20 protein-coding genes are annotated in these 21816 nt (G+C 69.8%); 8 read left to right on the top strand and 12 right to left on the bottom strand.

All coding sequences use genetic code 11. The features are described from left to right. Positions 1 to 2: 2 nt before the first annotated feature. Positions 3 to 1166, bottom strand: coding sequence for a sensor histidine kinase (locus ACFQ9K_RS27970; protein ID WP_378726026.1), 1164 nt, complete (start codon positions 1164 to 1166; stop codon positions 3 to 5). A 219-nt stretch (positions 1167 to 1385) separates the two neighbouring features. Between ACFQ9K_RS27970 and ACFQ9K_RS27975 the strand changes: the two genes are divergently transcribed. After that, on the top strand, positions 1386 to 2273 hold the full coding sequence (locus ACFQ9K_RS27975) for a sterol desaturase family protein (RefSeq protein ID WP_378726024.1): 888 nt from the start codon (positions 1386 to 1388) through the stop codon (positions 2271 to 2273). 53 nt (positions 2274 to 2326) lie between these two features. Here ACFQ9K_RS27975 and ACFQ9K_RS27980 read toward each other — a convergent pair whose 3' ends face one another. Together ACFQ9K_RS27980 and ACFQ9K_RS27985 are read right to left on the bottom strand one after the other, a co-directional pair. Continuing rightward, on the bottom strand, positions 2327 to 3133 hold the full coding sequence (locus ACFQ9K_RS27980; protein WP_378726018.1) for a nuclear transport factor 2 family protein: 807 nt from the start codon (positions 3131 to 3133) through the stop codon (positions 2327 to 2329). An 86-nt stretch (positions 3134 to 3219) separates the two neighbouring features. Beyond that, positions 3220 to 4197: an SDR family NAD(P)-dependent oxidoreductase gene (locus ACFQ9K_RS27985; RefSeq protein WP_378726016.1), complete on the bottom strand. Its 978-nt coding sequence runs from the start codon at positions 4195 to 4197 to the stop codon at positions 3220 to 3222. An 86-nt stretch (positions 4198 to 4283) separates the two neighbouring features. On the opposite strand from ACFQ9K_RS27985, the gene ACFQ9K_RS27990 reads away from it, so the two are divergent. Then, positions 4284 to 5627, top strand: coding sequence for a TIGR01777 family oxidoreductase (locus ACFQ9K_RS27990; protein WP_378726013.1), 1344 nt, complete (start codon positions 4284 to 4286; stop codon positions 5625 to 5627). A gap of 9 nt (positions 5628 to 5636) precedes the next feature. On the opposite strand, the gene ACFQ9K_RS27995 is transcribed toward ACFQ9K_RS27990, so the two are convergent. The 5 genes from ACFQ9K_RS27995 to ACFQ9K_RS28015 form a co-directional block, all read right to left on the bottom strand. Continuing rightward, positions 5637 to 6893 (bottom strand): class I SAM-dependent methyltransferase, encoded by a 1257-nt coding sequence (locus ACFQ9K_RS27995; protein ID WP_378726011.1) that lies wholly within the window; start codon positions 6891 to 6893, stop codon positions 5637 to 5639. Next, positions 6890 to 7618 carry a DUF1365 domain-containing protein gene (locus ACFQ9K_RS28000; RefSeq protein ID WP_378726009.1) on the bottom strand — a complete coding sequence of 243 codons (729 nt, stop codon included), beginning with the start codon at positions 7616 to 7618 and terminating at the stop codon, positions 6890 to 6892. The genes ACFQ9K_RS27995 and ACFQ9K_RS28000 overlap by 4 nt, the downstream gene beginning before the upstream one ends. Next, positions 7615 to 8937, bottom strand: coding sequence for an NAD(P)/FAD-dependent oxidoreductase (locus tag ACFQ9K_RS28005; RefSeq protein WP_378983788.1), 1323 nt, complete (start codon positions 8935 to 8937; stop codon positions 7615 to 7617). Before ACFQ9K_RS28005 ends, ACFQ9K_RS28000 begins: the two co-directional genes overlap by 4 nt. 284 nt (positions 8938 to 9221) lie before the next feature. Then, positions 9222 to 10067, bottom strand: coding sequence for a MerR family transcriptional regulator (locus ACFQ9K_RS28010; protein WP_378726929.1), 846 nt, complete (start codon positions 10065 to 10067; stop codon positions 9222 to 9224). A gap of 79 nt (positions 10068 to 10146) precedes the next feature. Beyond that, positions 10147 to 10509, bottom strand: coding sequence for a hypothetical protein (locus ACFQ9K_RS28015; RefSeq protein WP_378726928.1), 363 nt, complete (start codon positions 10507 to 10509; stop codon positions 10147 to 10149). Positions 10510 to 10597: 88 nt separating this feature from the next. Here ACFQ9K_RS28015 and ACFQ9K_RS28020 point away from each other — a divergent pair, with 88 nt between their 5' ends. From ACFQ9K_RS28020 to ACFQ9K_RS28030, 3 genes are all read left to right on the top strand, one after another. Then, the gene (locus ACFQ9K_RS28020; RefSeq protein ID WP_378726926.1) at positions 10598 to 11215 is read left to right on the top strand and encodes a lipocalin family protein; all 618 of its coding nucleotides are present in this window, start codon (positions 10598 to 10600) and stop codon (positions 11213 to 11215) included. Between the two features lie 120 nt (positions 11216 to 11335). Continuing rightward, a complete protein-coding gene (locus tag ACFQ9K_RS28025) occupies positions 11336 to 12661 on the top strand; it encodes a cryptochrome/photolyase family protein (RefSeq protein ID WP_378983791.1) in 1326 nt (441 codons plus the stop codon). A 315-nt stretch (positions 12662 to 12976) separates the two neighbouring features. After that, positions 12977 to 13768 carry a PIG-L family deacetylase gene (locus tag ACFQ9K_RS28030; protein WP_378723468.1) on the top strand — a complete coding sequence of 264 codons (792 nt, stop codon included), beginning with the start codon at positions 12977 to 12979 and terminating at the stop codon, positions 13766 to 13768. Between the two features lie 60 nt (positions 13769 to 13828). Here the strand turns inward: ACFQ9K_RS28030 and ACFQ9K_RS28035 are convergent, their stop codons facing one another. After that, positions 13829 to 15349 carry an ATP-binding protein gene (locus tag ACFQ9K_RS28035; protein WP_378723469.1) on the bottom strand — a complete coding sequence of 507 codons (1521 nt, stop codon included), beginning with the start codon at positions 15347 to 15349 and terminating at the stop codon, positions 13829 to 13831. Positions 15350 to 15695: 346 nt separating this feature from the next. Between ACFQ9K_RS28035 and ACFQ9K_RS28040 the strand changes: the two genes are divergently transcribed. Continuing rightward, positions 15696 to 16523, top strand: coding sequence for an amidohydrolase family protein (locus tag ACFQ9K_RS28040; protein ID WP_378723470.1), 828 nt, complete (start codon positions 15696 to 15698; stop codon positions 16521 to 16523). Here the strand turns inward: ACFQ9K_RS28040 and ACFQ9K_RS28045 are convergent. Further along, positions 16510 to 16890 carry a hypothetical protein gene (locus tag ACFQ9K_RS28045; protein WP_378723471.1) on the bottom strand — a complete coding sequence of 127 codons (381 nt, stop codon included), beginning with the start codon at positions 16888 to 16890 and terminating at the stop codon, positions 16510 to 16512. The genes ACFQ9K_RS28040 and ACFQ9K_RS28045 overlap by 14 nt on opposite strands. A gap of 253 nt (positions 16891 to 17143) precedes the next feature. Between ACFQ9K_RS28045 and ACFQ9K_RS28050 the strand changes: the two genes are divergently transcribed. Beyond that, complete coding sequence (locus tag ACFQ9K_RS28050) at positions 17144 to 17611, top strand: hypothetical protein (protein ID WP_378723472.1); 468 nt, start codon at positions 17144 to 17146, stop codon at positions 17609 to 17611. A gap of 84 nt (positions 17612 to 17695) precedes the next feature. Here the strand turns inward: ACFQ9K_RS28050 and ACFQ9K_RS28055 are convergent, their stop codons facing one another. After that, positions 17696 to 18367 (bottom strand): class I SAM-dependent methyltransferase, encoded by a 672-nt coding sequence (locus ACFQ9K_RS28055; RefSeq protein WP_378723474.1) that lies wholly within the window; start codon positions 18365 to 18367, stop codon positions 17696 to 17698. A 61-nt stretch (positions 18368 to 18428) separates the two neighbouring features. Next, entirely contained in the window at positions 18429 to 20180 is a 1752-nt protein-coding gene (gene ctaD / locus ACFQ9K_RS28060; protein WP_378723487.1) for a cytochrome c oxidase subunit I, read from the bottom strand. Positions 20181 to 20517: 337 nt separating this feature from the next. On the opposite strand from ctaD, the gene ACFQ9K_RS28065 reads away from it, so the two are divergent. Then, the gene (locus ACFQ9K_RS28065) at positions 20518 to 21816 is read left to right on the top strand and encodes a cytochrome P450 (RefSeq protein WP_378723475.1); all 1299 of its coding nucleotides are present in this window, start codon (positions 20518 to 20520) and stop codon (positions 21814 to 21816) included.

Genomic DNA, 21816 nt, shown 5'->3' on the forward strand with positions numbered 1-21816 from the left:
GGTCAGGACCCGCCGATCGGCACGGAAACCGTGGTGTGCCAGGAGGTTCCGGACGCGTCGGGACCGTAGTCGAGATCGCCGTCGAAGAGCTCGGTGCGCCGCCGGATCCCGCCGAGTCCCCGCGGGACCGCGGTATCGCTGACCGACGGTCTCGGCGGAATCGGATTGGTCGCCCGCAACACCACCCGGTTCGGCTGATACACCACCGCGAGCCGCGCATGCTCGCCGTCCCCGTGCCGCAGCGCGTTGGTCAGCATCTCCTGCACGATCCGATACACCGTGACGTCCAACGACTCCGGCAACTCGACCACCGAACCGGAAACGGCCACTTCGACATTCAATCCGGCAGCGCGCACGTGCTCGACCAGCCCGTCGATATCGGCCAGCCCGGGCTGGCGCTGCCCCTCGTCGTCGCGGCCGTGCAGCAGATCGAGCTGTCGCCGCAGATCCACCATCGCGGCCCGGCTGCTCGACTCCACCGCCGCCAGCGATCGGGTCGCCGCGTCATTCGCGCTGTCCGCCATGGCCATTCGCGCCGCACCCGCGTGGATGCCGATGGCGCTGACGTGATGGGAGATGACATCGTGCAGGTCCCGCGCGATCGCCGCCCGCTCGTCGGTCACCGCCCGCTCCACCGCGACCTGATGCTCCTGCCTGCGCAGCCGCTCGCGCTGCTCCAGGTCGGCGATGTAGGCGCCGCGCGCCGCGGTGTACCGGCCGACCAGCCACGGCACACAGCCCGCCGCCGTCGTCGAGGCGATCAGCAGCCGCCAGTCGTGCCCGGCGTGATCGCGCGAGAACAGATGCGCCGCCGCGACTCCGCCGCACAGCGCGAGCATGGTCAGCACCGATTTCGGGCCGGCCAGCCACGCGCCGGTCCGGTAGCCGGCGACCAGCAGGCCGACGCCGGCGAACTGCCCGTCGAAGCCGTGCCGTTGCAACAGCCCGGTGACCAGCAGCCGGACCAGCACCTGCGCCACCGCGACCGGGCCGGCCGTGCGCGGCGGCGCGGCCAGGGCCAGATCGACGACCACGATGCCCGCCAGCACCGCCACCGTCGACCACGGCGCGACGCCGAAGATGCCGCACACGCCGATCGCGACGGCGTCGATCAGCGCCGCCACCGTCGCGACCACCAGCGACTGGCGGGCCAGCGACCTGCTCACATCCAACAGTTCGCCACCGCCTTCGGATTGTCGGAGCCGTCGCGGGCGATCCTAGCCAGATCGGCCACCGGGCTGCCGCCAACTCTGCCCGCCGCCGGGCCCGATCGCGTCCCCCGCGCGGGGGACGCCGAATCCCTCGGCGGCGCGATGTTTACCCAGGCCATCGCCCGTAGCGTCGACATCCGACGCCGGACGATCCGAGGAGATCACGTGGACCGAGTGGAACTGCTGACCTATGCGTTGCCCGCCTTCGCGTTGTTCATGCTGGTGGAGTGGATCGCGTATCGCCGCGATCCGGACCGGCCCGCGAACGGCGGATCGGCGCGCGACACCGCGTCCAACATCGCGACCTTCACCCTGGGCCGGCTCGCGAAACCGTTGACCCAGTATCTGATTCCGTTCTCCGCCGTGGTCGCGGCCGCCGCGATCACCCCGCTGCACCTGTCCGCGAGGTCCTGGTGGGTGTGGGTGCTCGGCCTGGTGGTCACCGATTTCTGCTACTACTGGGCGCATCGCGCCGACCATCGGGTCCGGCTGCTGTGGACCGCGCACAGCGTGCACCATTCCAGCGAGCACTTCAATCTGTCCACCGCGATCCGCCTGCCCTGGGTGCATCCGGTGGCCAACGTCCTGCGCGGAATGGCTTGGGTGCCTGCGGCTTTGCTCGGCTTCCCGGTGTGGATGATCTTCCTGTTGCAGAGCGTCGGCCTGCTCTACCAGTTCCCGATCCACACCCAGCGGGTCGGCACGCTGGGCCGCCCGATCGAGTTCCTGTTCAACACCCCCGCCCACCACCGCGTCCATCACGGCTCTAACCAGCCCTACATCGACCGCAACTACGGCGGCATCCTGATCATCTGGGATCGGATGTTCGGCAGCTTCGCCGCGGAATCCGAACCCATCCGCTACGGCCTCACCAAGAACATCGGCACCGACAACCCGCTGAAGGTCAACTACCACGAACTGGCCGGGCTCGTCCGCGACGTCCGCGGCGCAGACACCTGGCGTGGCCGCCTCGGCTACGTGTTCGGCCCGCCCGGCTGGTCCGAACACCGGGAACTCGCGCCGGAACCGGCCGCGCAGATCAAGTCGGTACAGCTCACCTGAGCGTGACCGGGCGATGCTCGAGCATCGCCCGGATTCGCCTGTCCGGCAGCCGCTCAGCCGTTGTCGAGGAAGAAGCGGAGGGCGGCGATATTCGGCGAGCCCTCGGCGAATTCGACGAACGCGACGCCGCGGGTGTCGCCGAACCGGACCGAAGCGGTGACCGTGCGCCCGGCGGCGATCAGCTTGCCCCAGCGCATGTTCCGGGCCCGATTGGTGAACTCCTCCACCGAAACCGGTGTGCCGGCCGGCAATTCGACAACGGCGTAATGGCCGAGCAGCCCGCGCACGCGGACGATGTCCGTGCTGCCCGCGGCGGCGAACAGCCGGGAGGTCACCCGGCGACCGGTTCGTCCGATCCCGCCGAGCGCGCGCAGCATGCCGAGCGCGCCGTCGAAGCCCTGGTTGCTGATCAGCTGCGGTCCGAGGCGCAGCGCGGCGCCGAGTCCGCTGGGGCCGGTGCGCAACAACTGCACGATCATCGGGCCCAGTTCCCAGTGTGCCGCCAGGCGCGCGATCTTCCAGTCGCCGTTCTGCTCGGTCAGTTGGTAGCGCAGGTGCATCGGGACCGAGACCCGCGCGCCGGTCGACATGGTCGTCTCGATGGTCAGATCGCGCACCACCGTCGGCGGCGCCACGATGTCCCGCTCGACCCGGAAGACGATGCCGTTGGGGCCGATGAAGGTGTCGTAGAAGGCCTCGATGGCGGTGCGGCCGACGTGCGGGCGGGCGCCGACCGGATCGTTGACCTCGGCGTCTGCGGTGAACAGGTCGACCCACGCGGACTTGTCGTGCACGGCGACCGCGCGCGGGGACGCCTGGACGGCCGTCAGTAGCTCGGCGGCCGAGGGTTCCAGCGGCATGGCAAATCCTCCGATGTCGACGATGACTCGTCCCATGGTAGAACAAGTTTCAATTGCCGGATCGCGGCCGCGACCGCCCGATCGGCCTAGCCGACGGCGATTCCGGCGGCGTCCCGGCAGTATCGCCAGAGCCGCCAGGCCTCGTCCTGGCGGTACCGGGTGCGGCGCAGGTAGTGCTCCGGGCGCTGTTTGCGGTCGGCCCAGAACCGGCCGGAGGGCAGTGTGGCCGAGGTCGCGGCGAGCCAGATCGCGGTGTCGGCGCCCTCTTCGGGAGTGCGCAGCAATGGCCGCATCAGTCGATGGAAGCCGGGCAGCGACGAGGTGACGCCGGGAGTGTCGGCCCAGCCGGGATGCATGCTGTGCACCGAGATATGCTGCGGCGCATAGTGTTCGGCGAGCAGTGGGGTCAATGCGACCTGCATGCGTTTGGTGCGTGCGTACGCGGTGGTGCCGGAGTATCGGCCCCGCCGGTATTCGGGATCCTCGACCGCGAGCGGCTGTGCGTACATGCCGCCCGAGGACATCAGGATGACGCGCGATCCGTCGGCGGCGCCGAGCAGCGGGACGAGCCGCTCGGTGAGCAGCAGCGGCCCGAGGACGTGCGTGGCCAGGGTGATCTCGTGTCCCTCGGCGGTTTCGAGCCGCCGGGGCGGCAGCACGCCCGCGTTGTGGATCAGCACATCCAGGCTCGGGAGCCGATCGGTGAGTTCGGTCGCGCAGGCCCGCACCGAACTCGGGTCGGACACATCGCACACCGTGACCGAGACGTCGGCCGCCGGATCGGCTTTCCGGATATCCCGGCAGGCCTGCTCGCCCCGCTCACGGTCGCGCACGGCAAGCAGCACGGTGCCGCCGAGCCCGGCCAACCCGGCCGCGATGGCCTTGCCGATACCGGAATTCGAGCCGGTCACCACTGCCGTGCGCCCGCGCAGCGCGTCCGGCCGCGGGTCGTCCGCGGGCCAGCCGCGGCGGCGCAGGAGGAGGCCGAGACGGCTGTAGCCCGGCACGATCGTCCGGTCGAGCAGGGTGTCGAGAAAGGTGGGCGCGCCGGACGCATCGGTCATGGAGCAATTCTCCTGTCTGTCCGCATCGCAGAGCAATAACGATGCATGAACGTTGCATTGGCCCGGTACCTCGCTAGAGTCGAGGCATGGGCATCGAGTGTTCGAGCGTCGTCGCGGCACCCCGGTCCGAGGTCTTCGATTGGCACACCCGGCCGGGCGCGTTCGCGCGGCTCGCGCCGCCATGGCAGCCCGCGGCGGTGCTCACCGAGGCCACTTCGCTGGCCGACGGCAAGGCCGTGCTCGGCCTGCCCGGTGGCTTGCGCTGGGTGGCGAAGCACGATCCGAGCGGCTACGACCCGCCGCAACGATTCGTCGACCGGATCGCCGTCGACGGTCTCGGCTCGCTGCCCGCCGGCCTGCTGCTGCGCTGGCGGCACATCCACGATTTCGAGGTCGTCGACGACACGCACACCCGGGTGCTGGACCGGGTCGAGACGCCGGTCCCCGGCTTCGTGCTGCGCCCGATGTTCGACTACCGCTATCGCCAGCTCGCCGACGATCTGGCCGCGCACGCCGACGCGGCCCGAGCGGGCTTCACGGCCAAGACCATCGCGGTCACCGGGGCGTCCGGACTGGTCGGCTCGGCCTTGACCGCGTTCCTGACCACCGGCGGGCACACGGTGCTCTCCCTGGTCCGGCACGCGCCGAAATCCGGTGAGCGGCAATGGAACCCGGACGATCCCGCGCCCGACCTGCTCGACGGGGTGGACGCGGTGGTGCACCTGGCGGGCGCGTCGATCGCCGGCCGCTTCACCGACGAACACAAACAGGCCGTCCTCGACAGCCGCGTCGGACCGACCGAGCGGCTCGCGGCGCTGGCCGCTCGCGCCGGAGTGCCCACCTTCGTCAGCGCGTCCGCCGTCGGCTATTACGGCTACGACCGCGGCGACGAGCGCCTGCCCGAGGACGCATCGCGCGGTGACGGTTTCCTCGCCGACGTGGTCGACGCGTGGGAGTCCGCCGCCGACGCCGCCACCGGGGTCCGGGTCGTCAAGATCCGCACCGGCATCGTGCAATCGCCGCGCGGCGGCACCCTGCGCCTGCTGCGGCCGTTGTTCGCCACCGGCCTGGGCGGCCGGATCGGGGACGGCGAGCAGTGGCTGTCCTGGATCGCCATCGACGATCTGGTGGACATCTACCATCGCGCGCTGTGGGACGGCGCCCTGTCCGGCCCGGTGAATGCCGTTGCCCCGCAACCCGTGCGCAACAGCGAATACACCCACATCCTGGCCGGCGTGCTGCGCAGGCCCGCGCTGGTCCCGGTGCCCGAGTTCGGTCCGGCGTTGCTGCTCGGCGAGCAGGGTGCGCGCGAACTCGCCGCGGCGAGCCAGCGTGTCGTGCCCGCCGTCCTGGACCGGGCCGGACATCGTTTCCGCACACCGGATCTCGGCTCGGCGCTGCGTCATCTGCTCGGCCGCGCCCGCCGCTGACCCGGACGGTCAGCGGGTGAGCAGGATCTGGTGCACATCGAGGTAGCCGCACCGGAATCCGGCCTCGGCGTGCGCCAGATACAGCCGCCACATCCGCCGGAAGATCGGATCGAAGCCCAGTTCCGCGACCCGGTCGGCCCGCGCGTTGAACCGCTGCTGCCACAGCCGCAGCGTGTGCGCGTAGTGCTCGCCCATCGACAGTTGTTCGCGGACAACGAGTTCGGTGCGCCGCCCGGCCACATCGGCGAGCAGCCGGGTGGACGGCAGGAAGCCGCCGGGGAAGATGTACTTCTGCACCCAGGTGTAGGTGTTGCGGGTGGCCAGCATGCGGTGGTGCGGCATGGTGATGGCCTGGATCACCGCACGCCCGCCGGGCGCCAGCACCCGGTCGATGGTCTCGAAGAACGTCTCCAGGTACTCGTAGCCGACCGCCTCGATCATCTCCACCGAGACCACCGCGTCGAATTCGCCACGCACCTGCCGATAGTCGAGCAGATCGATGCTGACGCGCTCGGAAAGCCCTGCGGCGGCAATGCGATTCAGCGCGAGCGCGCGCTGCTCCGTGGACAGCGTCACCGACCGCACCGTCGCGCCGCGGGCGGCCGCGCGCAACGCCAATTCGCCCCAGCCGGTGCCGATTTCGAGCAGCCGGGTGCCCGGACCCACACCGGCGCGGTCGAGTATCCGATCGATCTTGGCCTGCTGCGCGGCGGCCAGATCGGCCCAGCGCGGCGGCGGCGCGGTGGCCGGGAACAACGCGCTGGAATAGGTCAGCGTCTCGTCCAGGAACAGCTCGAAGAGATTGTTCGACAGGTCGTAGTGCCTGGCGATGTTGCTCCGGCTGTTCGACTCGCTGTTGCGCTCGGCGGCCGGGTGCTTCGAGACGTAGAGCCGGCGCAGCGCGCGCAGCGGCGCCGGAACGAGCGTGTCGATGTGCGCGGCGAACACCGTGAGCGTCGCGGCCGGGTCCGGCGCCGACCAGTCACCCGCCATGTAGGACTCGCCGAAGCCGATCAGCCCGCCCACCCCGAGCCGGGCGGCGAACTCGGCCGGACGGTGCAGGATCAGCCGCGGCGCGTCCGCCCCGCCGCTACCGAGCACCGTTGCGTCCGGATACTCCACCCGCAGCGGCAGCGTGCGGACGGCCCGCCGGAACAGCCGGTCCGCCACCGCCGCGGCGATCGCGGCGCGGGCACCGGTCGGCACCCGCTCGACGTCGGGCCAGTACGCCGAGGGTGATTCTGTGACATGCGTTTGAATACTCACCGCGAATACTCCTCGAAGTGCTGGGCAGGGCGGGGAACGAGAGGCAGGCCGCGCGCCCAGAGCTGCACGCCGTGCCAGCGAATGAGCGCCGAGACCACAAGTGGGGCAAGGGGTACCGCCACTGTCGCGCGCAGGATGGTACGGACGGTGGCCGAATGGCAACGCCCGGTCATCGAGGCGGCGAAAATCGGCTGGTCATCGACGAGGGTGATGGCCACCCGCAGCCGGTCGGCGGGTTCGGGCAGGCGCATCCGGTATTCGCCGCGGACCTCGTTGAACGGGGAGACGTAGAAGCTCTTCGCGGCGGTCGCGACGCCGTGGTCGTCGGTGCGGACCAGGTAGCGGTGCCGCCCGCCGTAGGTGTTGTGCACTTCCGCGATGACGCAGACCAGGTCGCCGGTGTCGTCCCGGCACCAGAACAGGGTCAGCGGGTTGAACACGTACCCGAGCACCCGCGCGTTGGCGAGCATCAGGACGCGGCCGCCACGCAGATCGATGCCCTGTTCGGCGAGATAGTCGTCGACGTTCGCGCGCAGGGTGCGGCCCGGGTCGCCGAGGTGATCGGCGGCGCGGAAACCGGCGAGCGGGCGCAACCAGCGCGGCAGCTTCGGCAGGTCGTCGAGATCGACCAGCCAGCTGTAGCTGCGATAGCTGAACTCGTGCCGTAACGGGGCGAGGCGCACGTGGTGGATCCGCGTGCGCACGATCTGTGCGGTCGTGTTCACGACGTGCGCACTGCCGCGACGGGTGTGGCCGTCCAGCGCGCACCGAGCCGCTCGGCGGCGCGCAACCCGGAAAGCGCGCCGTCCTCGTGGAACCCCCAGCCGTGATAGGCGCCGGCGAACGCCACTCGCGCACAGCCGATCTCGCCGAGCCTGCGCTGCGCCGCGACCGAATCCGGGGTGTAGCGGGGGTGTTGATAGACCATCCGATCGATGATCAGCCCCGGATCGACGCGATCCTCGTCGCCCAGGGTGACCAGGTAGCGCGGCTCGGCGCCGAGCCGCTGCAGCCGGGTCAGGTCGTAGCTGACCAGCACCCGATCCGTCCGTGCCGTGCAGGACGGCAGCCGGTAGTTCCAGGACGCCCGCGCCCGTGCGGCGCGCGGCAGCACCGAAGCGTCGGTGTGCAGCACCGTGTGATTGACCGAGTACGGCATGGCGGAGAGGATTTCGGCCTCCGCGCCGGTCGGCTCGGCGAGCATCCGCAAGGCCTGATCCGGGTGGGTGGCGATGACCACGGCGTCGAACATCGTTACCTCGTCCGCGTCATCGCGCACCGCGACACCGTCGGGGAGCCGGTGCACCGCCCGCACCGGTGTGCCGGTCCGCACGGTGTGCAGACGCTCGGCGACCGCGCGGACGTAGGTGGCCGAACCGCCGGTCACGGTGCGCCAGGTGGGGGAGCCGAACACGGTCAGCATGCCGTGATGGTCGAGGAAGGTGAACAGGTACCGCGCCGGATATCGCAGTGCGGTGCCCGGATCGCACGACCACACCGCCGCGACGAGCGGGGTGAGGAAGTGCGTGACGAAGTAGTCGGAGAAGCCGTTCGCGAACACGAATTCCGCCAGTGTGCGGCCGGTTTCGGCAGTGTGGGTCAGTTCGGCACGGGCCAGGCGGTGGAATCGGGGCACCTCGCTGAGCAGGCGCAGGTAGCGGCCACGCACCAGGGATCGCGGTGTGGCGAACAATCCGCCGGCCCCGCGTGCGCCCGCGTATTCGAGGCCGCAGCCGTCGCAGCGCACCGACATGCTCATATCCGATTCCTGGGTCGCGATGCCCAGCTCGCCGAACAGCCGCAGCAGCGTCGGATAGGTGCGGTCGTTGTGCACGATGAACCCGGTGTCCACGCCGATCGATGCGCCGTCCCGGCCCGCGACCTCGTGGGTGTCGGCATGACCGCCGAGTCGGTGGTCGGCCTCGTAGAGCGTCACCTCGGTGGACCCCGACAGCACCCAGGCCGCGGTCAACCCGGCCACGCCGCTGCCGATCACCGCGACCCGCCGGACTCCATCCGCGGCCGGCTCGGTGTGCTCGCCCATCTGTTCCTCCTCGTCGCCGGCCACCCGAAAGTGGAGTGGCCGGCGGTTTGCCACCGCGGTCGAGCGACCGGGCGGCGGTGCCGTCCCGACACGCCGTGCGGTTCCGTGTGTTGCGTCGATTATGCATCGTTTTATGACGAGGGCAACGCGCGATCCGTCGGGTAGGCAGCGCCGGCCGGATTGCCGGACGTCAGGTGTCGTCGACCTCGGGAAGGATTTCGCCTAGGTGGCGTCGGCGGATTGCTCGCGCGGCGAGAAAACGGATCCGGCGTGGATCCGCGCGGTCAGCTCAGCTGATCGACGGCGTCCGGCAGGCTCGCGACCCGTTCGGCCGCGTCGGGCAGGATCACCGAATCCCAGCCGGGTCCGCCGACCAGCACCCGCGACCCCGCGTCGAGACAGACCCGCACCGCCGAGCTCAGCGCGGTCGATTCCTGCTGTGACCACAGCATCACCGTGGCGGGCTGATCGTGGCGCCCGAGACTGTCGGTCAATGCGCTGGTCGGTACGTCCGCGCCGAGCATGTGCGCGCCGACGTCGCGCTCGGCCAGCGCCGCGCGCAGCACCTCGAGCGGCAGCGCGTGTGTCTCGCCGCTGGTGCAGGCCAGCACCACCGGACGCGGCGCCGGCGCGTCGGGCGGCGGATTGGTGCGGTGCAGCACCGAGGTGATGCACCAGGACAGCAGGTGCTCCACGTCGATGCAGCTCTCGCCCGCGCCTTGGCGCGCGACGATGTCGCCGAACGCGGGGCGGCACAACCGATCCCACGTGTCCACCACGCCGTAGGCGCGGAAGTGCGCCTCCAGATAGTCGGAGACCGCGCGCGTCTCTAGCGTGAACGCCGCCGCCAGCAGCGGGAACCGGTCGCCGAGCCGCGGCGTGGGTCCGCGCAGCGCGGCCGCCGCGCCCGCCGGGCTCGCGCCGTCCTGAATCAAGGTCAGCATCCGGCCGAGCAGCGCGATGTCGGCCTCGGTGTAGAGCCGGTGCTTGCCAGGTCGGTGCTGCGGCGGGCCGATGTTATAGCGGCGGTTCCAGCTGCGCAGCGTCGCGGTGGGGATGCCCAGGCGCTCGGCAACCGCGCGGACCGTGTAGCCGGCCGCGTCGGAAACAGGAGCGGAACCGGCGGACATCGTCCTATTCTGCCTGTTCCGGTCCGCCCGTTTCACTATGCCCGGGCGATTGCGCGTCGCGCCGGGTGTCCGGCGCCGGTCAGCTCCGCCGGGTGGTGGCCGCGGTCGCGCCGCACAGCAGGCCCCAGCCTGCCGCGACGGTGATCGCCTTGCCGCGCTGTGGCCGCCCGCGCAGCGCCAGGCCGAGCACCGTGGCATCGGACAGATCGGCCATGACCCGGGCGGCGATGGCCAGCCGGAGCGCGTTCGTGGTCGGCGCCGCCAGCATGGCCAGCCCGGACGCGACGTCACGCAGTGCCACCATTCTGGCGACCGCGCGCAGGGCCGGATCGTCGTCGGACCAGCCGCACGGTCCGAGCAGCACCGCGGGCCGGGCCGCGACCGCTACGCCGTATCCCGCGGTCAGCGCGCCCGCGAGCCTGGGCAGCCAAGGCAGTGTCACCGTTTCCTCCTGGAAATCGAGGGTATGCATCAATCGTGCATCGTTATCCGCTAGCATTACCACTATCGTCGATTTCCGAGGAGTTCGCGTGACATCTCGAACGAAGCGGTTCCCTGTTCGCCTGCTGGTTGCCCTGGCCGCATCCGCGGTCGCGGTGCTGGCACCGGGCAGCGCTCAGGCAGCACCCACCCCGATCGCCGCGCCCGCGCCGGTGCCCTCGCTCGACCTGAACCGGTATCTCGGTACCTGGAATCAGCTCGCGGCGGTGCCGCAGTACTTCAACCTCGTCTGCGCCCGGGACACCCAGGCGAACTACGCGCTCGACCCGCAAGGCAACGTCTCGGTGCGCAACACCTGCACCACCTGGTCGAACATGAACAACGAAATCACCGGCACCGCAACGATCAACGACCGGATGACCGGCGCGCAGTTGCACGTCAGCTTCCCCGGCGTGCCGACGCAGGACCGGATCGACGGGCCGACCAATTACATCGTGACCGCCCTCGGCCCGGACTACTCGTGGGCGCTGGTCACCGATCCCGGCCGCACCTCCGGCTTCGTGCTCGCCCGCGCGCCGATGCTCGACGCGGCCGAATGGTCGCGGGTGCGCGCGGAAATCGTTGCGGCAGGCCAGGATCCGTGCCTGTACCTGATTTCGCCGACCACCGGCGGCCGGTCGGACATCGCCCCGCTCTGCACGCTCTGACCCCTGCCCCGGCGCCCGCGAGGGTCGCGTCTACGGTGCCGGGCATTGAGCCGCCCACGTCGCCGTGGCGCCACCCTCATGGACGCCGGCGGTGCCACTTCACCCCGCGAAGAGGAGTAGATGACCGTCACCATCGCCCTGTTCACCCGTGATCTGCGGGTGCACGACAATCCCGTGCTCACCGCGGCGCATCGCGAAGGCGCCTCGGTGGTACCGCTTTTCGTCGTCGACGAGGCCATCGCGGCCGGTCGTTTCGCCGCGCCGAACCGCGCGCGCTTCCTGGCCGCGGCCCTGAGCGAGCTGGATGACGAGCTACGCGCGATCGGTGGCCGGTTGGTGGTGCGGCGCGGCGATGTGGTCGCCGAAGTCGAGCGGGTGGCGGCCGAGGTGCATGCCGACAGTGTGCACATCGCCGCGGATGTGAGCAGGTACGCCCAGCGGCGGGAGCGGGCGTTGCGCGCACGGTTGGACCAGCGCGGCTGCCTGTTGCACGTGCACGCGTCCACGATCACGGCGGCCGACCCGGCGGAACTCGTCCCGTCCACCGGACGCGACCATTTCGCCGTCTTCACCCCGTACTTCCGGCGCTGGGCGGAGACGCATCAACGCAAGACGCTCGGGAAGCCGCGCGAACTCACGATGCCGCCGGTGGCGAGCGATCCGCTACCGGAAGCCGACGAGATGTGCGCGGGCCCGACCTCGCCGCAGCTCGCGGTCGGCGGCGAGACCACAGGGCGAAAGGTGCTGCGGGACTGGCTTTCCGGGCCGATCGAGGAGTACGAGGAGCGCAACGACGATCTCGCCGCCGACGCCACCTCGCACCTGTCGGCGTATCTGCACTTCGGTTGCGTGTCGCCGGTGGACCTGGTGCGCCGGGTCGACATGTCGACGCCCGGCGGTCATGCCTTCGCCCGGCAGCTGGCCTGGCGCGACTTCCATCATCAACTGCTGGCCGCCCGGCCGGAGGCCGCGTGGTCGGACTACCGGCCCCGGCCGAGCGCCTGGCGCGACGATCCGCAAGCCGCCGAGGCATGGAAGGAAGGACGCACCGGCTACCCGGTGATCGACGCGGCCATGCGGCAACTGCTCGCCGAGGGCTGGATGCCGGGGCGCGCCAGGCTGATCGCCGCCAGCTTCCTGGCCAAGTCGCTGCAGGTCGACTGGCGGATCGGCGCCGAGCACTTCCTGCGCTGGCTGGTCGACGCCGATCTGGCGAACAACCAGCTCAACTGGCAGTGGGCGGCGGGCACCGGCACCGATACCCGGCCGAACCGGGTGCTCAACCCGCTGCGCCAGGCCAAGCGCTACGACCCGGAGGGCGAGTACGTGCGCCGCTGGCTGCCCGAACTGGCGCACATTCCCGGTGCCGCGGTGCACACGCCGTGGCGCGAGAACATCGATCCCGCCGACTATCCCGCGCCGATCATCGAATGTGTCGGGATGTAGCGCACCGATTTCGCCGCAGATGAAGCGTTGCCCTTCCTAATTCCTGGCACCGGGTCTTGAATCGATGCATCGGGGCTTGCCGTGCTCCAGGAAAGAGGCCGTGATGATGGGCACTGTCGACTTCGTGATCACCGTCGGTCGGATCTTCGACACATTGCAGAAAGCGCTGTTCCTGCTGATCCTGCGCGGCTGACCCCCGTCCCGCGCGGGCATCGGTTCGCCGCGCCGGACCGGCCGGCACAGCGGTGCGCGACGCGCCGACCGCCGCGTGGCGCTCGCCTGGCCGAGCGGGCGACCTGCTGCCAGACTGGGGCGATGGTGACCGTTGTGGCCTTTCATGCGCACCCGGACGACGAAACCCTGCTCACCGGAGGGACATTGGCGGCGGCGGCCGCGGCAGGGCATCGGACGGTGATCGTCGTGGCCACCGACGGGCACATGGCGGCGCTCGACGGTCGAAAAGCCTTGCGGCTGACCGAGTTGGCGGCCAGTGCGGCGGAGTTGGGCGTCGCCAGGGTGGCGCACCTCGGTTACGCCGACAGCGGCCACGGCGCCGTGCTGTTCGCGGATCCGCCCGACCGGGTGCGCTTCCTGCGGGCCGAGGTGGACGAGGCGGCCGAGCGGCTTGCCGCCATCCTGCGCGAAGAGAACGCGGAGATCTTGCTGAGCTACGACCGCAACGGTGGCTACGGGCATCGCGATCACGTGCGGGTGCACGAGGTCGGTTCGCGGGCCGCCGAACTGGCCGGGGTGCCGCGGGTGCTCGACGCCACCATGCCACGCGAAAACGCCGCTCGCGCCGTGCGTTTCCTCCGGATGCTGCGGGTCCGCGTCGGCCCCTCCACCCTGGATTCGCTGTACAGTTCGGGTTCCGAGATCACCCACCGTATCGATGTGCGCAGGTACGCGGCGCAGCGCAAAGCCGCTGTCGCCGCGCACCGCTCGATGGTCGAGGGACCGGGTACCTTCGCCGCGCTCGCCAAGATCCTGCTCCGGCTGCCGACCCCGATCCTGGGCCGAATGATGCACTGGGAGTGGTACATCGAAGAGGGGGCCGTGCCGACCGGCGACCCACTCGGCGACATCTTCGTGCCTGCCCGGCGTTGACCGCCGGACGTGCCGGTGCGGCGACCGTGCCGTCACGAAGTGAGATCGTTTGTGCGACAGTCAGTTCACGGTCTCGACGGCAGACCCGCGGGGCAGCACGACGGTGAAGACGGCGCCCTCGCCCGGTGTGCTCTGCACCGTGACCCGCCCGCCGTGCGCGGCGACCAGCGCGTGCACGATCGACAGACCTAGCCCGCTGCCGCCGCTCGCCCTCGTCCTGGAGCTGTCCGTGCGATAGAAGCGCTCGAACACGCGAGCGGCGGCATCCGGGGACAAACCCGGGCCGGAGTCGATCACGTCGACGCGGACCTCGTCGCGAAAGGGCTTGAGCCGCACCATGACCGCGGCCTCGGGCGGCGTATGGGCGACGGCGTTGCCGAGCAGGTTGGTGAGCACCTGACGCAACCGCGGCTCGTCGCCGATCACGTCCATCGTCCCCTCGCCCGGGTCCACCACCACGCCGATGCGGCGTTCGGGTGCGCCGGGCGTCGGCCGGTGCCGGGCGGCCATGGCTTGCGCGCTGTGCACGACGTCGCCGGCCAAGGTCAGCAGATCCACCGGTTTGCGCTCCAGCGGGCGCTTCTCGTCCAGTCGCGCCAGCAGCAGCAGGTCCTCGACCAGCAAGCCCATCCGTTCGGCCTCGGACTCGATCCGCCCGACCACCATGGCGGCGTCGGTGCTCGCGCCCTGCCGGTAGAGCTCGGCGAAGCCGCGGATCGTGGTCAGCGGCGTGCGCAGCTCGTGGCTGGCGTCGGCGACGAACCGGCGCATCTTGGCCTCGGAGCGGCGCGCCGCCTCCTCCGACGCCTCGGTGGCCGCGACGCCGTACTGGATCTGGGCGAGCATCTCGTTCAACGAGCGGGCGAGATGATCGACCTCGGTGTCCACGCCCCGCACCGGAACCCGGCGATGCAGGTCGCCGCCCGCGATGGCGGCCGCGGTGTCCTCCACCTCGCGCAGCGGCCGCAGGCTGCGCTGGATCACCAGGTAACCGACCACCCCCAAGGCGACCAAAGCGATAGTGCCGGTGGCGATCTCGAAGAAGATCAGGCGCGAGACCGTCTCCTGATTGTCGGTCAGCGGCAAGGCGATGGTGGTCGAGCCGAATTGGTTCGAGGTGGTCAGTACCCGCCAGTGCAGGGACGAGTCGTCGGCCGACCCGACCGTCGTCGGCGCGTCACCGGACTGCGCACTGAGATCCGGTATACCCGAGGCACTTCCGCCGCCGGGCACCTCGAAGAGCACCTGGCCGCTCGCACTCCGGTGCAACTCGAAGAAGCGGCGCGGCTGCTCGGCGGCCGAGCGGGTCTGCGGCGGCGGGCCGGGCAGATCGGCCGGAACCCATTGCAGTGTGCCATCGTTCGTCCGCACCTGCTTCATCTGCCGCGGCTGCGCCCAGCCGCGGGCCGCGTCGAACAGCTGCTCGTCGGTCCGCTGGGTCAGCGACTGACTCAAGGCAGACGTCACCGCGGCTCCCGAGGCGATGAGCGCCGACGCGGTGAGCACGAGCAGCGCGATCACCAGCCCGATCCGCAGTGGAACGGACGCCACCCGGCGCGACAGCCTGGCGCGCGCGTTCATGGCCGGCTCGATTGCCGCGCGGGTCGCGCGAGAGGTGTGCCGATCATGCGCCCATGATCGCCGCGCTACCGCTGGCCGAGCTGCGAGCGAGCTGGGTATCTGCTGTGAGCGTGGGGCCGGCCAGGGGTGTCCGCACCGCGCCGTTGCGCTGCGGACACCCGGGCCAGTTGGCTCGGGCCGGTCGGCGCTGATCCGGCGTAGAGAACAAGTACCCATTCGGTGCGCCGGTCACCCAGGAATTCTCGGCGAATTCGATCGCGCCCGTGAATTCGGCGGAACCCGGCAGGCCGTGCCGCCGGCCTGGCTAGCGTGAGCTGTGTTGACCGACCGATCGGCGGGAGTGGCGATGACGATCATCGATGCGTGGGCGCAGCATCCGACCATGCGGATGGTCGAGCACGACATGTTCGATTCGCTGCGGCGGTGGGGTGCGCCGCTGCCGACCGAGCAGCCGCCGGTCGCCGCGACCGTGGCCGCGATGGACGCCGGGGGCGTGGATATCGCGCTGATCAGCGCCTGGTACGGGCCCGAGGGGGTGCTGATCTCCAACGACGAGGTCGCCTCGTTCGTCGCGGAATCCGGCGGCCGGTTCGCCGGTGTGGCCTCGGTGGATCTGCGCAAGCCGGTCGCCGCGGTGCGCGAGTTACGCCGCGCGGTCGGCGAATTGGGGATGAAGGCGCTGCGCATCGTGCCGTGGTTGTGGGGTCTGCCGCCCAACGACCGGCGCTACTATCCGCTCTACGCCGAGTGCGTCGAACTCGGCATCCCGTTCTGCACCCAGGTCGGCCACACCGGGCCGCTGCGCGGCTCGGAGACCGGGCGGCCGATCCCGTACCTCGACGACGTGGCCCTCGACTTTCCCGACCTGGTCATCGTCGGCGGCCACATCGGCTACCCGTGGACCACCGAAATGATCGCGGTCGCAACGAAATACCCGAACGTGCACATCGACACCTCGGCCTACACCGTGCGCCGGTATCCGCCGGAACTGGTGGCCTATCTGCGCGAACACGGCCGGGAGAAGGTGTTGTTCGGCACCAACTTCCCGATGATCACGCCGGATCGCGCGCTCGCCGGTCTCGATGATCTGGCGCTGGACAACGAGGTGCGCGAGCTGTTCCTGTCCGGCAACGCGCGCCGGGTGTTCCGCCTGGACGAGGTCAGCGCAGGCTGATCGGGGTGGTGCTGCGGTGGCCGGTGTCCGGATCCACCACGGACAGTTGGAGTTTGCCCTGTTCGCCAGGGTCGAACGGTTCGAAGCGGCTGAGGTGGAAGCTGCCCCTGGCGTCGGTGTAGGCCTGGCCCCAGCTCCGGGTGCTCGGCGCGCGGGTCCAGCCGTCGACGTAGACGTGCACGGTGGCGTCGTGCGCCCAGCCGCTGCCGTCGATGGTGTAGGTGGTGCCGGCGTCGCGCACGGTGGGGCGCACGGTGAGTGAGAATCGTTCGGGCCGAAGCTGTTGTGCGACAGCGGTGGTGGCGCCGACCGACACCGTTCCCAAGACGGTCAAGCTCAGCAGCGCCGCGAGTGCGATCCGGGTCATCGTGGCCCTCCTCGGGCGGTCGTGGGGATGCGTCGCCAGCTCAGCGCTCGGTGTAGCGTGCGTCCGCCGCACCATCCTTCCATCGGTGATCCGCCACGTCCTCCGCATATCCGTGGTGTGGCCGCCGGTGTCGCCGGTGCGCGTTCGGCAACGCGGTTAACGCCGCGGTCCGCGCCCGCGAAAGTCTTATCAACCGGCGCCGCATCCGCGCTGCACTGCAACGACCGCAGGACGCCGACCAGGGAGGACCATCATGTTCAAGCGCGCGCACCTGCTCGTACTACCGACCCTTGCCGCGGCCGTGGCCATCACCGCGGGCCCCGCCGCCGCGCAAACCGGCGGCCTGGACGACTGGACCCCGGTCGACTACACCGAATACCTGGCCACCGACGCCGAACACAGCGGCGGCCTCTACTTCCGCACCCCCGACGGCCGCAACTGCGGCTTCCACTGGAACAGCGGCCCCGTAGGCTGCGACGCGGTCTCCCTCGACGCACCCGCGGGCACCAACCAGATCCGCGCCTCCGTCTTCGAACCCGCCCACTTCGTCACCGCCGACCACCCCACCTTCACCCACCCCGACGGCGCCAAAATCCTTCCCGAAGGCCACAAAGTAACCTTCGCCAACACCACCTGCGGCGTCGGCTACCAAGGCACCGTCCACTGCGAAACCGGCCCCCACGGCTTCATCCTCTCCGCCGTCTACAGCCTCCTCCACTGACCCCACCTACCCAACGATCCGCGAATCGGGGGTTTGGGGATGGTGTGATCGCGCGGCCGGGTGGGGTTCGGTTGTGGTGTGGGGTCAGTGGCGGCGGATGCGGAGGACGTTGTCTCGGCGGACGCCGGGTTGGCCCTCGGGGCCGGTGTGGTCGCGTTCGGCGAGGGCGTCGGTTTCGACGGTCCATTCGGTGGGGGTGAGGGCGAGGGTGGCGAGGACCTCGGCGGTGGTGGGGAAGTGGACGTCGTGGGGCGGGGTTTCGACCCAGGAGGGCCATTCGGCGTGGCCGACGATCAGGAGTTGTCCGCCGGGGGCCACGGCCGCGGCGGCGCGGCGGAGGATTTCCTCGCGCTCGTCGATCTCGGCGACGGGGGAGTGCAGGTATTGGGCCGTGACGAGGTCGTACGTGCCGGTGGGGAAGGTTTCGTAGAGGTTGTGTCGCTGCCAGTCGATGTCGGTGATGCCCTGCTCGGCGGCGCGGGCTCGGGCGCGGGCGAGGGCCGTCTCGGAGACATCGACCGCGGTGACCTTCCAGCCGCGCTCGGCCAGCCAGATCGCGTCGGCGCCCTCGGCGCACCCGAGGTCGAGCGCGGAACCCGCCGGGGCCGACTCCATTTCGCGGACCAGCAGGAAGTTGGGCGAACCCGACCAGACCTGTTCCCGCTCCTGGTAGAAGTTCTCCCAGAACTCCACCGTATCGCCGCTACCGGCCTGAGTGTGCTTGCCGCCACCGCCGTGGGTATGTGTCTCGGTCATGGAAACCACGATGCCTCGACCGCAACCATAACGGCAAACTTCTTTGCCGGTTCGGCAACAACTACTCGGCGCTGGGCTCGGCCCCGCTGGGTTTCTCCAGCGACGGCGTGGTCTCGTCGACCGCGCCGTCCCGCTCCTCGGCCGCCGCGCGATCCTCGATGAGCATCGCCGACCGATGGCCGGACCCCCAGCCTGCGTACGCCTCGGTCCGCATCCGCTCGACCATGTGCGGGTAGTGCAGCTCGAACGCAGGCCGCTCGGACCGGATCCGCGGCAGCTCGTAGAAGTTGTGTCGCGGCGGCGGGCAGGTGGTCGCCCATTCGAGCGAGTTGCCGTAACCCCAGGGATCGTCCACGGTGACCACCTCCCCGTAGCGGTAACTCTTGAAGACGTTCCAGATGAACGGCAGCATCGAGCCGCCGAGAATGAACGCGCCGATGGTGGAGATCGTGTTCAGCGTGGTGAAACCGTCACTCGGCAGGTAGTCCGCGTAGCGACGCGGCATCCCTTCGGCCCCGACCCAGTGCTGCACCAGGAACGTGGTGTGGAAGCCGACGAAGGTCGTCCAGAAGTGCCACTTGCCCAGCCGCTCGTCCATCATCCGGCCGGTCATCTTCGGGAACCAGAAGTAGATCCCGGCGAACGTCGCGAACACGATGGTCCCGAACAACACGTAATGGAAGTGCGCCACAACGAAATACGAGTCGGTCACGTGGAAGTCCAGCGGCGGGCTGGCCAGGATCACCCCGGACAGCCCACCGAACAGGAAGGTGGTCAGGAACCCGAGGGAGAACAGCATCGGCGTCTCGAAGGTCAACTGCCCGCGCCACATGGTGAAGATCCAGTTGAAGAACTTCACCCCGGTCGGCACCGCGATCAGGAACGTCATCAGCGAAAAGAACGGCAGCAGAACCGCTCCCGTCGCATACATGTGATGCGCCCACACCGCCACCGACAGCGCGCCGATCGAGATGGTCGCGTACACCAGCGCGCTGTAACCGAACAGCGGCTTGCGGGAGAACACCGGGAAGATCTCGGTGACGATGCCGAAGAACGGCAGCGCGACGATGTACACCTCGGGATGCCCGAAGAACCAGAACAGATGCTGCCACAGCAGCACACCACCGTTGGCCGTGTCGTAGATGTGCGCACCGAGATGCCGGTCGATCGCCAGCGCGAACAGCGCCGCGGTCAGGATCGGAAATGCAAGCAGCACAAGGATACTGGTGATCAGGATGTTCCAGGTGAAGATCGGCATCCGGAACATGATCATGCCGGGCGCGCGCAGGCAGATGATCGTGGTGATCATGTTGACCCCGCCGAGGATGGTGCCGAGCCCGGACAGGATCAGGCCCATGATCCACAGGTCGGCGCCCGCGCCGGGGGCGTGCTCGAAGGTGCTCAGCGGCGTGTATCCGGTCCAGCCGAAGTCGGCGGCGCCGCCGGGGGTGATGAAGCCAGCGGTCGCGATGGTCGCGCCGAACAGGTACAGCCAGTAGCTGAACGCGTTGAGCCGCGGGAACGCCACGTCCGGCGCCCCGATCTGCAAGGGCAGCACGGCATTCGCGAAACCGAACACGATGGGCGTCGCGTAGAACAGCAGCATCAGCGTGCCGTGCATGGTGAACAGCTGATTGAACTGTTCGGTGGACAGGAACTGCATTCCCGGCCTGGCCAGCTCGCCGCGCATCAGCAGCGCCATCAGGCCGCCGATGAAGAAGAACGACATCGCGGTGACCAGGTACATGATCCCGAGCACCTTCGGATCGGTGGTCGTGATCATCTTCCAGATGTAGGAGCCCTTCGGCCCCATCCGCCGCGGATACGGTCGTACCGCCTGAAGTTGTTCGGTCTGCGTCACACTCACAGCCGCCGCCACCTTCCGAACCGCCGTCCAGCTGAAGGCCGGCGCCACCGGCCTGCATCAACCAAACCATGTGACAGCGGTCTCACGCCACCCCTAGATCGACTTTGCCGAAGGTTAGCCCCGGCGCGCCGAATATGGTTCGCCAACTGGGCTTCTGCGGCCGAACGCTCACCGCCGTAATGATGCGCCCTGGGTATCAGGAGTGTCTGCGACCGAGGGCCGCTGCGCCGCGACCCCTCGATGCGTAACGTGAAGTGCTCGAGACCACAGGCGGGGGCCGAAAATGAAGAGCTGGATTCGCTGGGCGATATTGCACGCCGCACCGCGCGCCTACCTCAGAACGCGGGCGCGCCGCGGTGATCCGTTCGCCGAGATCCTCACCGGCTACCGGGCCGGCGCGAACCCGTACCCGTTCGGCGATCGAATCCGCGCGCAGGGCCCGATCGTGCGCACCACGCTCGGCTGGGTGACCGCCGATCACGAAGTGTGCCGGAAGATCCTGCGCGACAAAAACTTCGGCGTCGCGCCGCCGGAGACCCTGGACCTCCCGGGCCCGATGCGGCGCTTGCTGCGCGCGACCGACCCGAAGCTGGCCAGCCCGGTCGAACCACCGTCGATGCTGATGGTCGACCCGCCGGAACACACCCGATATCGCAAGCTCGTCGCGCAGGAATTCACCCCGCGCGCGGTCGGCCGCCTGCACGACCGCATCGTCGAGGTGACCGGCGAACTGCTCACCGGCCTGGCCACCCGCCGGGACGCCGACCTGATCGAGGACTTCGCCGGCCGCCTGCCGGTCGCGATCATCTGCGAAATCCTCGGTGTGCCAAGCGAAGACCAGTTCCACATGCTCGACATGGGGCACGCGGGCGCGCCGCTGCTCGATGTCGGCATCACCTGGCGCGCGTTCCGTCGCGCCACCGCGGCCCTGCGGGCGAGCGAGGACTTCGCCGAGGGGCACATCGCCCGGCTGCGCGCCGACCCCGGCGACAACATCCTGAGCAAGCTCGCCGCCAGCGACAACCTGACCATGCCCGAACTGAAGTCGACCGTCGCACTGGTCGCCGGGGCCGGCTTCGAAACCACCGTCAACCTCATCGGCAACGGCATGATGGCCCTGCACCAGTACCCGGATCAGCTCGACCTGCTGCGCGCCGAACCGGACCGGTGGCCCGGCGCGATCGAGGAGATCCTGCGCTACGACAGCCCCGTGCAGATGACCGCCCGAACCGCGTTGTGCGACACGGAGATCGCCGGTCGGGCGATCGCCAGGGGCGAGCTGGTCTCGCTGCTGCTCGGCGCGGCCAACCGCGATCCGGCCGTCTTCGCCGACCCCGGCGTCTTCGACGTCACCAGGGCCAACGCCCGCGAGCACCTGTCGTTCAGCAGCGGGGTGCACTCCTGCCTCGGCGCCAGCCTGGCCAGGATGGAGGGCGTTGTCGCGTTGTCGGCGTTGTACGAGCGGTTCCCCGAACTGCGCCTCACCGGCCGCCCGGAGCGGCGCGGGCTGGTCAATCTCCGTGGCTATCAACGGATTCCGGCCACGCTCGGGCGGGCCACGGCTACCAGCCGGACCGCCTGA

This window comes from Nocardia sp. NPDC056564 (genome assembly GCF_042793755.1).
In the GTDB taxonomy this organism is placed as follows: Bacteria; Actinomycetota; Actinomycetes; order Mycobacteriales; family Mycobacteriaceae; genus Nocardia.

Coding starts and splice junctions, on each gene's coding strand:
- ACFQ9K_RS27980 (WP_378726018.1), bottom strand. CDS start 3,133: ATGCCGCTGGAACCCTCGGCCGCCGAGCTACTGACGGCCGTCCAGGCG.
- ACFQ9K_RS28030 (WP_378723468.1), top strand. CDS start 12,977: ATGGTGACCGTTGTGGCCTTTCATGCGCACCCGGACGACGAAACCCTG.
- ctaD (WP_378723487.1), bottom strand. CDS start 20,180: ATGGGGCCGAAGGGCTCCTACATCTGGAAGATGATCACGACCACCGAT.
- ACFQ9K_RS28045 (WP_378723471.1), bottom strand. CDS start 16,890: ATGACCCGGATCGCACTCGCGGCGCTGCTGAGCTTGACCGTCTTGGGA.
- ACFQ9K_RS28040 (WP_378723470.1), top strand. CDS start 15,696: ATGACGATCATCGATGCGTGGGCGCAGCATCCGACCATGCGGATGGTC.
- ACFQ9K_RS28025 (WP_378983791.1), top strand. CDS start 11,336: ATGACCGTCACCATCGCCCTGTTCACCCGTGATCTGCGGGTGCACGAC.
- ACFQ9K_RS28065 (WP_378723475.1), top strand. CDS start 20,518: ATGAAGAGCTGGATTCGCTGGGCGATATTGCACGCCGCACCGCGCGCC.
- ACFQ9K_RS28035 (WP_378723469.1), bottom strand. CDS start 15,349: ATGAACGCGCGCGCCAGGCTGTCGCGCCGGGTGGCGTCCGTTCCACTG.
- ACFQ9K_RS28050 (WP_378723472.1), top strand. CDS start 17,144: ATGTTCAAGCGCGCGCACCTGCTCGTACTACCGACCCTTGCCGCGGCC.
- ACFQ9K_RS27990 (WP_378726013.1), top strand. CDS start 4,284: ATGGGCATCGAGTGTTCGAGCGTCGTCGCGGCACCCCGGTCCGAGGTC.
- ACFQ9K_RS28010 (WP_378726929.1), bottom strand. CDS start 10,067: ATGTCCGCCGGTTCCGCTCCTGTTTCCGACGCGGCCGGCTACACGGTC.
- ACFQ9K_RS28055 (WP_378723474.1), bottom strand. CDS start 18,367: ATGACCGAGACACATACCCACGGCGGTGGCGGCAAGCACACTCAGGCC.
- ACFQ9K_RS28005 (WP_378983788.1), bottom strand. CDS start 8,937: ATGGGCGAGCACACCGAGCCGGCCGCGGATGGAGTCCGGCGGGTCGCG.
- ACFQ9K_RS27985 (WP_378726016.1), bottom strand. CDS start 4,197: ATGACCGATGCGTCCGGCGCGCCCACCTTTCTCGACACCCTGCTCGAC.